Raw genomic sequence first — 12,369 nt, 5'->3', positions numbered from 1 at the left:
GCTACTGTATTTATTTGATTTTAAACATCCATAAAGCCCTTTTTGTATCTCTTATAAGCTAGCCCATAGAAGATTGCTGTTAGGGCTATTACTATTAGGACAGGTACCCCTATTCCTATAAGGACCTTGCCATCACTTACATTCATCAAGACTACGGTAAGTATTACTAGGGCTATTATTACTACAAAGCTTATGATATAGTAGATTATAAATCTCGCTCCACCTTGCATTAGCTCCTTAGGATTTTGCCAAGTGGTATTTATTCCTATTGTTGAAAGTAGTAAGCCCACTATGTTTGCTGCTAGGGCTGCTAGGCTTAGGCCTAGGAAAATCATTAGGGAATTTACAAATCCTAATTTTAGAATCACTCCTATGATTAGGGTCATGATAAGATTGATTGGACAGGCTATAGCCATGGCTGATAAGAGCCTTGCCTTCATATGGCTTTTGGGATCAACCGGTAGGGTTTGGATTAGGAAAAATCCCTTTCCTTCTCTTGAGAGAGAATTGGAAGTCGGCGCCCCATTTATCCAAATCATAAGGCCTGCCGCAAAGGCTATTGCGAAGAAGTAAAACTTAGCCACTGGGCTAAAGATATTCTCATAGCCAATTTCTCCTACTATATCTCTTCCTTGGGTAAGAGGAAGGATAGTAAAGATCATAGCCATAAGGATTGGTGTGTAGAGAAACATTAGATTGCTTGTCATAATCCTTAGGTCTCTCTTGGCTATGGCCATGACCTGGCCTTTTTGTTCTAGACCTACTGGTTTTCTCTTCTTATCTTTCTTAATCTTTTGGCTAGTTTCTTCTGTTACAGTATTTTCAAAAACTGACTTGTAGTAGAATTTACTTGCTAATTTATAAGCAATAAATGTGATTAGGCCCGCTAGGGCTAAAAGCACTATGGTCGAAAGTATTCTCTGACCGACTCCTCCTGTTAGGGATAGACCAAATAGCTTGGCCTGGAAGAAGATATTGGACACAGCTTGGTTTTTATTAGCAGCATCTACCATTCCATTTGCAAACTTATCGAAACTATCTCCAGACTGTCCTGACTTAAAGGAAAAATAGTAGATTACTCCTATGATAGCAAACATCAAGACATAGCCCAAGTTTTTGAAAAGCTTCTTGTGCCTGTTGACGTTGGTAAACTTCTTGATGATTAATAATATTATAGCAAGAATACTATAAGGGATTAGAATCATTGGAAAGAAGTTGATTATTCCAAGAAGGAGGGCCCCTAGGTCAAATCCAACAGCAGAAAAGTAGAGGAAAAGCCCCATTAGGAAGAATAGGAAGTAGTCGAAAAATGATAAGACCCCTCCAAAAATCTTTCCTAGGAAAAGTTCACCCTCAGTTATTGGCATGGTTTGATAGTTTGCTATAGACTTTTCTGTAAAAAAGTCCGAGTAAATCTTAGCTCCGTGAAGGAGAAGGACTATTACAGTCATTAGCATGGCAAAGACCGTAAAGTACATAGTATCATTCCCACTTTCTACAAAGACCTTGACAGATGCTCCCATGACAAGGTAGAAGATAAAGCCAAAGAACAAATAGGACCAGATAAGACTAAGGAGCCTTCCCAGATAGTTTTTGGGCATGCCCGCTATTTTCTTTGATGGAAAATATGGGAAGAACTGTTCCTTGAAGGCGTATTTTGTAATAGTCTTTATATTATTCATCAGTAAGCTCCAAGAAAATTTCTTCAAGCGAGCCTTCTCTGTTGGCGGCGTGTTTTATCTCATCGAAGGTTCCGACTGTGATGATCTTGCCCTTGTTGATAATGGCAATCCTATCGCAAAGCTCTTGGGCAATTTCCATAACGTGGGTTGAGAAGAAGACAATTTTTCCTGCCGCAGCTCTTTCTCTTAAAATCTGTTTGAGATTGTAGGCGGACTTGGCATCAAGACCTACCATTGGCTCATCTAGGAAGATTACAGGAGGATCATTGATCAAAGCTCCGATTAGGGCAAGCCTTTGGGCCATACCGTGAGAATAACTTGAAATCTGATTGTCCATGGCATCCTTTAGGTCAAAATACTCTAGATAATAATCAAGCCTTTCCTTTCTGGTCTTACTATCTATGCCGTAGATATCTGAGACGAAGTTAATATATTCATTGCCTGAATAGTTCTCGAAAAGGTCCGGGTTATCAGGCACATAGGAAAACTCGCTCTTGTAAGCCTTGGCATCTTCTTCTAAAGTCTTGCCATTTATGCTAATCTTACCACTTGTTTTTGAATTGATTCCTACGATGCTTTTTATAGTAGTAGACTTACCTGCTCCATTTGGACCTAAGAATCCAAATATCTCTCCATCATTGACAGTAAAAGAAATATCATCAACGGCCTTTTTTCCGTTGGAATAAATCTTTGAAAAATTCGAAACTTCAATCATTATTACTCCTTTCTAATTTCCAACTTCTAACTTATTTAATAGTAACATATATATCGTAAGCTTGTAAAACATTGATTATTTATCTTAAATCTTATCTTCTAGATAAATATTAGCTCAAGCTACTTTTCTATAAATAGGCCATAATAGAAAAAGGGCGGCGAGATTTGAACCAAATCCTATCCCACCACCCTTATAATATATAAGTCCCTATCTTCTATAAATCCTTGTATTCCTTGATCTTTCTAATATCGTAGGCGATTTTTCTCTTCTCAGACAAAAGTCTCATTAGGACCTTTTGGACTGACCTAGCAGACTTACTTATATCTACTTCCTTTTTCCTAAGCTTGTATCTAAAGGCTATGTCGCTTACCTTACCGTTAATTCTCGAATACTCGCTAACCTTTGATGGAAGATAAAGCTTATTTGCTAACTTTTCATCAAATAGGAGAAGATTTGAGTGAAAATCAAGTAGTTCTTCTTGTATTCTTCCAATGGACTTGTTGGCATTATGATTCTTGTTTGCCCTTAGTAAGTCTCCCACGATATTTCCCCTAAGGAATTTCTTTCCTGTAAAATCTGAGCTTTTTCCCACTCTTCTTGAAGATATCAAGATATCATTATAAATTTTTCTCGCATCTTTTATATATTTATCAACTTCGACCTGTCTTTTATAAAGTTCATCTAATTTTTCTTCAATCATAATTTCCTCCGTATAGATTCTTAATTTATTTATACCCAAGTGAGGGAAAATATATAGTTTGTCAAAGGTCTTCATAGGATATTTTCAATTTTATCTTTGATTTTGTTCATCGTCACGATAAGATCTCTCCTTGGATTTCATAGATTATATTAGTTCTATTATCAACATGTCATCATAGACTGTAGATCTCTCGTCGCTTCGCTCTGTCGAGATGGTGAAATTACTATTTGAGTTTATTCTCATTATTCATACTGAATTGTTTGATCTAGATAATTGCATGAGGCTTCTCCACTGCGGTCGAAGCAAGGGAAGAAGAGAGAAAACTTTGTTTTCTTACCCCTTATGTCGAGCGTAGTCGAGACATCTTTTCCTCCCCTCCACCTCGACAGAGCTTCCACAGGGAAGCGACGAGAGGTCTACAGAACTTTGGGACATGTTTGATTTTAGATTTTGTTAGGTGTGTATTTTCGTAGATAACATAAACCTTTTTATCCACTTGTCATCATAGACTGTAGATCTCTCAGTCGTTCCTCCTTCGACGGTAGCTTGCGGGCTCAGGTCAAAGACCTTCACCTCGCCAAGCCTCGATTAAGGAGTTTCATCAGCTCGCTATACTCACTGTGACAACTCCATTAGAGATGGCGATAATTGTGTGAACAACTATAATTATAGGCTTAAAAAAATTATACTTTTACTATTTCTCGGGAGGCTTCTCCACGTTGGTCGAAGCAAGGTTGCCCGCCTGTTTGGCCACTGTTTGTCTGAAAGACAAATAGTGTAGTGACTTTTGTTTCTTAGAAACAAAGGTCAAAAGAACGACGAATGGCGTTCTAATACTTCCTAGAAAACTATGTTTTCTTTCACCTCCCTAGTGTCGAGCGTAGTCGAGACATCTTATTGGATTTCATAATAATATTAGCTCTATTATCCACATGTCATCATAGACTGTAGATCTCTCACATTCGTTCGACGGTAGCTTGCGGGCTCAGGTCAAAGACCTTCACCTCGCCAAGCCTCGATTAAGGAGTTTCATCAGTTCGCTATGCTCACTATGACAATTCCATTAGAGATGGCGTAAAGGTGTGAGTCGCAATAACTATGATCATTAAAAGAATTATACTTTTACTATTTCTAAGGAGGCTTCTCCACGTTGGTCGAAGCAAGGTTGCCCGCCTGTTGGGCCACTGTTTGTCTGAAAGACAAATAGTGTAGTGACTTTTGTTTCTTAGAAACAAAGGTCAAAAGAACGACGAATGGCGTTCTAATACTTCCTAGAAAACTTTGTTTTCTTTCTCCTACCTAGTGTCGAGCGTAGTCGAGACATCTCTTTCCCCACCCTCCACCTCGACAGAGCTTCCACAGGGAAGCGACGAGAGGTCTACAGAACTTTGGGACGTGTTTGATCTTTGATTTTGTTAGGTGTGTATTTTCGTAGATAACTTAAACTCTTTTATACAAATGTCATCATAGACTGTAGATCTCTCACATTCGTTCGAGATGGCGGTAATTGTGTGAATTGCTGCAATTCTAGGATTAGAAGAATTATAATTTTACTATTCCTCGAAAGGCTTCTCCACTCACTCCGTTCGGTCGAAGCAAGGGAAAGGGAATGTCGAGGTAAGGTTGCCCTCCTGTTGGGCCACTGTTTGTCTGAAAAACAAATAGTGCAGTGACTTTTTGTTTCTTAGAAAAAAAGGTCAAAAGAACGACGAATGGCGTGAGATTTCTCCAGTCCTCTATTAGCCGGACGGGCTTGTCCTCCACGAGCCGGACGGGCTTTTCTCGAGTAAGATCATAGATAGTTTACACTGTAACAAAATCCTATAATTTGTCTTATTCCTCCCATATTAGTATACTTATGATATATAATAAGAAGAGAGGTAAATATGGCAGAAATTTTATTTTACAATCCTATAGATATGGATAAATACGATAGATTTAAGAAAATCGCTGAGGAAAATGACATAGAGATAATCGAAGTGGGAAAAAATGATCTGGACTATACAATAGGTCACCTTCTAGGCATCGAGGGTTTTAGCGGAGATAAAAAGGAAGTTACTGATGACGATTACGATCTAGACTTTGACTTTACCTTATTTAATGGCTTCGAAAACGAAGAGCTTTTCGACCTTCTAGATACCCTAAGAGAAAATAATGCAAGTGTTCAACATAAGGCAGGTATTACAGAAAACAACGTAAAATGGACCCTAAGGGAACTTCTCAAGGAAAACGACAGAGAAGCCAAGACCATGGGACTAATCTATAAGATTAACCAACTTATAGAAAAATCAGAAACCCTCGCCGACAAATACGGAGAAGATGAAAAAATCACCAAACTAATAGGAGAAATTGGCGACTACTTCAACGACTCTTCAATCTTTGAAATAGAAACAGCCAAAAAATACTACCTAACCCTCCTAGACGAAACCCTAAGAGTAGAGAAGGAAAATGAATAATAGATAAATTAAAAGGTAATCTCAGGAATATTTCTGGATTACCTTTTTTGTGAACAATTTTATTTATAATTTCTTTCCTGACTTTTCTAGAAGCCTATCGAATTCTTCCTTGCTTAGGCCAAAGTCTCCTAGCTTGTGTTTTGCTGGGTCGTGAAAGTCAGATCCTCCTGAACCAATGAGATCATACTTTTCTGCCAGGTCTTTTGTTAGTTCAAAGTCTTCTTCTTTCATTAGTCTGTGGGATATTTCTATTCCCCTTAGGCCAAAAGAAACGTATTTTTCGACTTCTGGGTAGTTTTCGTACTGGCAGGGATGGGCAAGGATGGGAATTGCTCCATCGGCTAGGGCTGCTCTTATTCCATCTTCTACATCTATATAGCCCATTTCTAGGTTTTTCTTTTTATCTTTCATTGAACCGAAGACTTCCTTGAAGGTAAAGTCTTCTTCTGGATATCTTTCATTAAGAGCCTCAAGGATATTAGACTTAAAGACTATCGAATATGGTGAGAACTTCTTGCATGCCTTATAGTCTATGTCATAGCCTTTATCTTGTAAGTCTTTTATTAATTTCCTGTGATTGGCACCTCTTTTTTCTAGAAAAGCCTTGCAGACTTTGTCTATATGAGGGGTCTTATCAGGAAGGAAGAGGGCTACTATATGGACTTTTTTGTCTACTTCATAATCATAGCAGCTTATCTCGACTCCCTTGATTGTTTTTATGCCAATTTCTTTTGCCTTTTCTCTTATTTCTTCATACTGGTCTGTCGTATCGTGATCTGTTATGGCAAGGACTTCGATTTGAGTTTTCTTCGCAAGCTTTAGAAGCTCTTCTATTTCCAAGAGTCCATCAGAGTGGTTAGTATGGGAGTGTAGGTCTGCATATATTTCTTTCATTTTTTCTCCTTTATAAATCATAAAAATAAGACCCTGTGCAATCATGCAACAAGGTCTAATCTTTAATTAGCTACGAGTTTAACTGTTGATGTCAATATATCTGAATAAGTGTAGGACACTGTCCTTTCTACATCGAAATCATTGTTAACTCGAACTGTAAACACGCTTGGGAAGGCATTAACTATGACACCAGTCTTAGTTTTGATTCTTTTTCTTCCCATATCTGCTTTGAGAATAACTTCCTTACCCACATTACTTCTTACTTCATCTCTAATATCTTGAACTGATTTATGTGCCATTTAATCATCCTCTCATTCGTTATGAGTACTATTATACTATGAATCATAAGTAATGTCAAATTTATAATTATACGCTCTTTAGTGACCTTGTCAAATATTTTCGTAGAAAGATTTGTAGGCTCTGTAAGTCTCGTAAACATCGGCTTTGCTTACAAGCTCTAGTGGAGCGTGCATGGAGATTACTGGTGTTCCGCAGTCTACTACCTGCATGCCGTATTCTGCGAGGATGTAGGCTATGGTTCCGCCACCACCTTGATCGATTCTTCCTAGCTCTCCTGTTTGCCAAATAGCTTCTCCCTTATCGAAGGCAAGTCTTACTTCTTGGAGGAACTCTGCGTCGGCGTCGTTTGATCCACCCTTACCTCTTGCTCCTGTATATTTAGTTAGACAAACTCCGTGACCGAGTTTGGCAGTGTTATTTTCTTCTGTAGCTTCGAGGAAGTTTGGATCTTCTGCAAGCGTTACGTCTGCTGAGAGGACTTTTGAGTTTTTCATAGCTCTTTTAAAGCTTACAAGATCTACTCCCCCTCTTAGGTTCATAAGCTCAACTACAGTGTTTTCGAAAAATTGTGAGCTCATTCCTGTAGCTCCTACTGAACCTATCTCTTCCTTGTCGACAAATAGTCCCACTAGGGTCTTTTTAGGATTTTCACTTTCCAAAATAGCACGAAGGGAAGTGTAGGCACATACCTTATCGTCGTGACCGTAGGCCATAATCATTGATGAATCTAGACCAACTAGTCTTGCCTTATCTGCAGGAACTACTTCAAATTCTGCTGTGAGGAAGTCCTCTTCTTCTATATTGTATTTATCATTTAAGATTTGTAGGATGTTTTTCTTAACTGGATTATCCTTCTCATCTTCTAATGGGATTGATCCAACCATGATATTTAATTGTTCGCCTTCTATAACTTCAGCTGCCTTTTTTTGGTTTAGGTCTTTGGAAAGGTGAACTAGAAGCTCTGAGATGAAAAATACTGGCTCATCTGCTTCTTCTCCAATAGATACTTCGATTTTCTCGCCATCCTTATTGTATACTACACCATGGAGGGCTAGGGGAATATTGATCCAGTGGTATTTTTTGATTCCTCCATAATAGTGGGTCTTAAGGTAGGCTATGTTTTTTGATTCGTAAAGAGGAACAGGCTTTAGGTCAAGTCTTGGGCTATCCAGGTGGCTTCCTACAATATTCATTCCAGCCTCGAAGTCCTCGCTTCCGATTACGAAAAGGGCTACGGCCTTTTGCCTATTTATGGCATAGACCTTATCTCCTGCTTCAAGCCTTCCTTCTTCTATGACCTCGTCTATATTTCTAAAGCCAGCTTCTTCTGCCCTTTTTACGATTTCTTTTACTGCGAGCCTTTCTGTCTTGGACTTATTCATAAAGTCCATGTAGTCGGAAGAAAAGTTTTCTAGCTCGTCTTTTTTGGCTTGGTCAATGTTTAACCAAACATTTTTTCTTTTGTATTCCATTATTTCTCCTAAATTAATTTCCATATATTTTTAGTATAGGCTACTGGGTCATCTATTTCTAGGCCTTCCATTAGTCTTGCTTGATCTAATAAGAGATTTACAATCATCTTTGCCTTATCCTCATCCTTATCCATATTTTCTTTTAGGATATCAAAGGCTTTGGTCCCTTTGTTTATCTCAAGTACCTTGTCTGCCTTGATGCCCATGGCTTGTGGTTGGTCCTTCAAGGTCTTTTCCATCTCGATTGAGACTTCTCCCCTTTGCTTGATCATTGATGGTAGGTCAGCAAGTTTGTCAGTAAATCTTACATCTACTACATCTTCCGGGGTATTTTCTTTAACAAAGTCTACTAGTTTGGTAAGGGCTTCGTCCTTTTCTTCACTTTCTTTTTCTTCTTCTTGGTTGATTGATTTGAAAGGAAGGTCCTTGTAGTCTTTTAGCATCTTGATTAGGAATTCATCTAGCTTTTCATCTAGGAGAAGGACATCTTTATCTTGATCTACTAGAGCTAGGGCTGGGGAGTTCTTAATCTTTTCGAGATTATCTCCCACTGCGTAGAGGATTTCTTCATCAGTAGACTTCATATTTTCCTTATACTCAGCTAGACTTATTAGCTTATCTTCCTTTCTTGAATTAAAGAGCAAGAGATCTTCAAGATCAGCCTTATTTGCTCCATATGATTCATAGATTGCTACCTTTAGGCTATTGCCAAATTCCTTAAAGAAGGTCTCGTATTTTTCCCTGTCATTTTTCATCAAGTCTTCTAGGGCTTGTTTGATCTTCTTGTTGATTTGCTTAGCAATAAGTCTAACTTGGCGGTCTTGTTGGAGGGTCTCTCTTGAGATATTTAGGCTAATATCATCACTGTCTACCACACCCTTTACAAAAGAGAAGCTGTCATCTAGGAGGTCTTCTGACCTATCCATAATCTTGACCCCGTGGGAGTATAGCTCAAGCCCCTTCTTGTAATCTTTGGAGTAGAAGTCAAATGGAGCCTTCTTTGGTATATATAAGAGAGCCTTAAAGCTTACTAGACCTTCAACTGCGAAGTGTACCCAGGAAAGTGGCTCATCAAAACCATAGTGGCTTTCCCTGTAGAAGTTAATATAATCCTCATCCTTAAGGTCGGTCTTTTTCTTTTTCCAGATTGGCTCGTTGGAATTTAGGATATCATAGTCTTTGTAATCTTCATATTTAGGTTCATCTTCTGTAGAATCCTCGCTTTGCCTTGTCTTTGTTACAAGCATCTTTATAGGGTATCTGATGTAGTTAGAATATTTCTCTACAAGAGACTTAATCCTATATTGGTCGAGGAAGTCATCGTAGTTGTCATCTTCTGTATTTTCCTTAAAGAAAAGCTTGATATCAGTTCCGTGACCTTCCTTAGTCGCTTCCTTGATCTCGTAAGATTCTGCATTTACTGACTCCCACAAGTAAGCCTCATCCTCGCCGAACTTTTTAGTAAGAACTTCGATCTTATCTGCTACCATAAAGGCAGAGTAAAATCCTACACCGAATTGGCCTATGAGGTCCTTGATATCTGAATCCTCAACTGATTTTCTGAAGGCTTCTGTACCAGATTTGGCAATTGTTCCGAGATTTTCTGTAAGGTCGGTCTCATTCATACCAATTCCCGTATCCCTGATGGTTAGGCTTCTTTCATCCTTGTTTGGAATTAGTTCTATATAATAATCACTCTTGTCGGTAGAATTATCGCTTTTTAAATCCTTGTAATATAATTTATCTAGTGCGTCTGAAGCATTGGATATCAACTCTCTTAGGAAGATTTCCTTGTTTGTATAGATGGAGTTGATCATAAGATCCATTACTTTTTTGGCTTCAGCTTTAAATTCTTTTTTCATTTATCCTCCTTAGCACTCTTTGTATCTGACTGCTAATATTATACTAAGCTCTTGCGATTTTTCAATCCAAAAGCCTAGCCGATATCACTAATATAGCAAAATAGCCTTAGAGAAATTTCTTTAGCTTACTCTTACTCATCCTCTCTTAATCTCTTAGTCTTTTCAAAGATCTCATGTTGGATATTTTTTCTTTTCTCAATCAAGATTTCCTTCTCTTGGCTAATAATCTTTTTAGACCTTCTCGTAAGAAGAATCAAGGCTAGGGCAAAAGTTATAATAAAAATCCCGATCTTTTGTCCATCACTTAATCCCATTTGCCCTGCTAGTAAAAAGACTATAAGAGAAATCAGCAATGGGAAAAGGAAAATCTTCCAAAAGGAAACTTCCTTATTTAATCCTTCTATCTCTTCATTTATCCTAAAAAGCTTCTTCCTATCTTCGCTTATATCTTCTAATATTTTTTTCTTTTTGTCCATATTTCCTCCTATATTTATTATATAATAAATCAATCCCTAGTAAAACACTTTGAATCGTTTTGTTTTTGTAGTAAAATAATACTAGCAAGAAGGAGGTCTATATGGCTTTAGAAGAAAATAAAACAACTGATAAAACTAGTGAAAAGAAAATCACTCGTGATATGATTATAGGCGAGATAATTCAAATAAAACCTGAAGCTATCAATACACTTTTGATGGCAGGAATGGGTTGTATCGCATGTCCATCTTCCCTCTATGAAAGCCTCGAAGAAGCTTGCATGGTACACGGAATGGATTGCGACTACCTACTTGAAGAATTGAATAAATAAAAGTAAATCCACCCCTGAAGGTGGATTTATTTATTTGAAGGGGCTATTGCAGAATGAATAAATCGTACCATTATCGTTAGAAGAACCTCCACGGAAAGTCTCAATAAGCCGACAGGCTAACCGCCTCCATCAGCCGGCAGGCGCCAATAGGCCCACCGGCCAGCAGAGGTAAAATTCCCTAAGAGAACCTTCTAACGATGGTACGATGATTATTCATAGTTTTGCAACTGCCCCTTTTTTTATGCAATTTTCCCTTTTCTTCTAAGTCTTTCGGTATTTATTATAGCAGCAGTTGCATCTCCTGTGATATTTAGGGTAGTTCTTCCCATGTCAAATATCCTATCGATTCCTGCTACTAGGGCGATTCCTTCTACTGGAAGACCTACTGATTGAAGGACCATAGCAAGCATTATCATTCCGCTTCCTGGAACTCCTGCTGTTCCTATGGATGCGAGCGTTGCTGTAAGAACTATATTTATCATCTGGCCAAGTGTTAGGTCGATTCCATAACAAGAAGCGATAAATACTGCGCACACTCCCTGGTAGATTGCTGTTCCGTCCATATTTATAGTAGCTCCTAAGGGTAGGACGAAGCTTGTTACGTCATGATCTGCTCCAAGCTCTTCGCAGCATTTGATGTTGATTGGAATAGTTCCTACTGAAGATGCTGATGAGAAGGCAAACATTATAGCTGGTGCCATGCCCTTGAAAAACTCAATAGGGCTCATTTTAGCCAAGGTCTTTATGGTAAATGAGTAGACTACAAGTCCATGTAGGAGATAGGCAAGATAGGCTACAAGCAATACTGATGCGAGAGATCCTATAATCATTGCACCATTTTCTGCTATTACTGGAACGAGCAAGCAAAATACACCTATTGGCGATAGGCTTAGGATTAATTCCATTGCCTTCATAAATATTTCATTTAAGACATCAACTCCATCAATGGCCTTAGCTTGGCTTTCTTTTTTGATAAGTAGGATAGAAAAACCAACAATCATTGCCCCTACGATTATCTGGAGCATATTAGCTTCTACCATCGGGCTTAGGAAGTTTTTAGGAAAGATGTTTACTAGGGTATCCATAAAGGAAACTTGCTCTCCAACTTCATATTCCAAGTTGGTCGTAGCTATTACTGGAAATATTTTCTTAAATAAATTGGCAAAGCCAAGTCCTATCACTATGGCAAAGGATGTGGTTAGGAAATAATAAACTATGGTAAAAATTCCGACTTCTCCGACCTTTTTGATATCTCTCATGGAGACAATTCCTCCAATGATTGAGAAAAATACTATCGGAGTTACTATAAATTTGATTAGATTTAAAAATATATCACCGAAGGGTTTGATATACTGATTTAAAATCTCTGCCTTACTTTGCAGTAATAGACCTAGGATAACCGCCGAGACTAGGGCGATTAGGATGTTTCTTGTAAGATTCGATTTCTTTTTCACTTTCTTTTCTGACATATGTTCCTCCTTTT

11 protein-coding genes are annotated in these 12,369 nt (G+C 38.2%); 2 read left to right on the top strand and 9 right to left on the bottom strand.

What is annotated here, in order from left to right:
- Positions 1-20: 20 nt before the first annotated feature.
- From C7D97_RS09500 to C7D97_RS09490, 3 genes are all read right to left on the bottom strand, one after another.
- Entirely contained in the window at positions 21-1,682 is a 1,662-nt protein-coding gene (locus C7D97_RS09500) for a hypothetical protein (protein ID WP_105301794.1), read from the bottom strand.
- Complete coding sequence (locus C7D97_RS09495; protein WP_105301793.1) at positions 1,675-2,397, bottom strand: ABC transporter ATP-binding protein; 723 nt, start codon at positions 2,395-2,397, stop codon at positions 1,675-1,677. Before C7D97_RS09495 ends, C7D97_RS09500 begins: the two co-directional genes overlap by 8 nt.
- A 214-nt stretch (positions 2,398-2,611) precedes the next feature.
- Positions 2,612-3,097: a hypothetical protein gene (locus tag C7D97_RS09490; protein ID WP_105301792.1), complete on the bottom strand. Its 486-nt coding sequence runs from the start codon at positions 3,095-3,097 to the stop codon at positions 2,612-2,614.
- Between the two features lie 1,886 nt (positions 3,098-4,983).
- Between C7D97_RS09490 and C7D97_RS09485 the strand changes: the two genes are divergently transcribed.
- Positions 4,984-5,553, top strand: a complete 570-nt coding sequence (locus C7D97_RS09485; RefSeq protein ID WP_105301791.1) for a DUF3783 domain-containing protein — start codon at positions 4,984-4,986, stop codon at positions 5,551-5,553.
- Between the two features lie 63 nt (positions 5,554-5,616).
- Here C7D97_RS09485 and C7D97_RS09480 read toward each other — a convergent pair whose 3' ends face one another.
- The 5 genes from C7D97_RS09480 to C7D97_RS09460 form a co-directional block, all read right to left on the bottom strand.
- On the bottom strand, positions 5,617-6,447 hold the full coding sequence (locus C7D97_RS09480) for a PHP domain-containing protein (protein WP_105301790.1): 831 nt from the start codon (positions 6,445-6,447) through the stop codon (positions 5,617-5,619).
- A 62-nt stretch (positions 6,448-6,509) separates the two neighbouring features.
- Positions 6,510-6,746 carry a Veg family protein gene (locus C7D97_RS09475; RefSeq protein WP_105301789.1) on the bottom strand — a complete coding sequence of 79 codons (237 nt, stop codon included), beginning with the start codon at positions 6,744-6,746 and terminating at the stop codon, positions 6,510-6,512.
- Positions 6,747-6,836: 90 nt separating this feature from the next.
- Positions 6,837-8,219 (bottom strand): aminopeptidase, encoded by a 1,383-nt coding sequence (locus C7D97_RS09470; protein ID WP_105301788.1) that lies wholly within the window; start codon positions 8,217-8,219, stop codon positions 6,837-6,839.
- A gap of 8 nt (positions 8,220-8,227) precedes the next feature.
- Positions 8,228-10,081, bottom strand: a complete 1,854-nt coding sequence (htpG, locus tag C7D97_RS09465) for a molecular chaperone HtpG (RefSeq protein ID WP_105301787.1) — start codon at positions 10,079-10,081, stop codon at positions 8,228-8,230.
- A 131-nt stretch (positions 10,082-10,212) separates the two neighbouring features.
- A complete protein-coding gene (locus C7D97_RS09460; RefSeq protein ID WP_105301786.1) occupies positions 10,213-10,557 on the bottom strand; it encodes a hypothetical protein in 345 nt (114 codons plus the stop codon).
- Between the two features lie 101 nt (positions 10,558-10,658).
- On the opposite strand from C7D97_RS09460, the gene C7D97_RS09455 reads away from it, so the two are divergent.
- Positions 10,659-10,886, top strand: a complete 228-nt coding sequence (locus C7D97_RS09455) for a DUF1858 domain-containing protein (protein WP_105301785.1) — start codon at positions 10,659-10,661, stop codon at positions 10,884-10,886.
- 239 nt (positions 10,887-11,125) lie between these two features.
- On the opposite strand, the gene C7D97_RS09450 is transcribed toward C7D97_RS09455, so the two are convergent.
- Positions 11,126-12,355, bottom strand: coding sequence for a dicarboxylate/amino acid:cation symporter (locus C7D97_RS09450; protein WP_105301784.1), 1,230 nt, complete (start codon positions 12,353-12,355; stop codon positions 11,126-11,128).
- Between the last annotated feature and the right edge of the window lie 14 nt (positions 12,356-12,369).

This window comes from Anaerococcus marasmi (assembly GCF_900290195.1).
GTDB lineage: Bacteria > Bacillota > Clostridia > Tissierellales > Peptoniphilaceae > Anaerococcus > Anaerococcus marasmi.
The sequence above is the reverse complement of the archived record's forward strand: the minus strand, read 5'-3'. Positions and strand labels throughout refer to the sequence as shown.

What these genes read in the sequence shown, in the direction of transcription:
- C7D97_RS09480 (WP_105301790.1), bottom strand. Translation starts at nt 6,447, where the DNA reads ATGAAAGAAATATATGCAGACCTACACTCCCATACTAACCACTCTGAT.
- C7D97_RS09485 (WP_105301791.1), top strand. Translation starts at nt 4,984, where the DNA reads ATGGCAGAAATTTTATTTTACAATCCTATAGATATGGATAAATACGAT.
- C7D97_RS09460 (WP_105301786.1), bottom strand. Translation starts at nt 10,557, where the DNA reads ATGGACAAAAAGAAAAAAATATTAGAAGATATAAGCGAAGATAGGAAG.
- htpG (WP_105301787.1), bottom strand. Translation starts at nt 10,081, where the DNA reads ATGAAAAAAGAATTTAAAGCTGAAGCCAAAAAAGTAATGGATCTTATG.
- C7D97_RS09450 (WP_105301784.1), bottom strand. Translation starts at nt 12,355, where the DNA reads ATGTCAGAAAAGAAAGTGAAAAAGAAATCGAATCTTACAAGAAACATC.
- C7D97_RS09500 (WP_105301794.1), bottom strand. Translation starts at nt 1,682, where the DNA reads ATGAATAATATAAAGACTATTACAAAATACGCCTTCAAGGAACAGTTC.
- C7D97_RS09475 (WP_105301789.1), bottom strand. Translation starts at nt 6,746, where the DNA reads ATGGCACATAAATCAGTTCAAGATATTAGAGATGAAGTAAGAAGTAAT.
- C7D97_RS09490 (WP_105301792.1), bottom strand. Translation starts at nt 3,097, where the DNA reads ATGATTGAAGAAAAATTAGATGAACTTTATAAAAGACAGGTCGAAGTT.
- C7D97_RS09495 (WP_105301793.1), bottom strand. Translation starts at nt 2,397, where the DNA reads ATGATTGAAGTTTCGAATTTTTCAAAGATTTATTCCAACGGAAAAAAG.
- C7D97_RS09470 (WP_105301788.1), bottom strand. Translation starts at nt 8,219, where the DNA reads ATGGAATACAAAAGAAAAAATGTTTGGTTAAACATTGACCAAGCCAAA.
- C7D97_RS09455 (WP_105301785.1), top strand. Translation starts at nt 10,659, where the DNA reads ATGGCTTTAGAAGAAAATAAAACAACTGATAAAACTAGTGAAAAGAAA.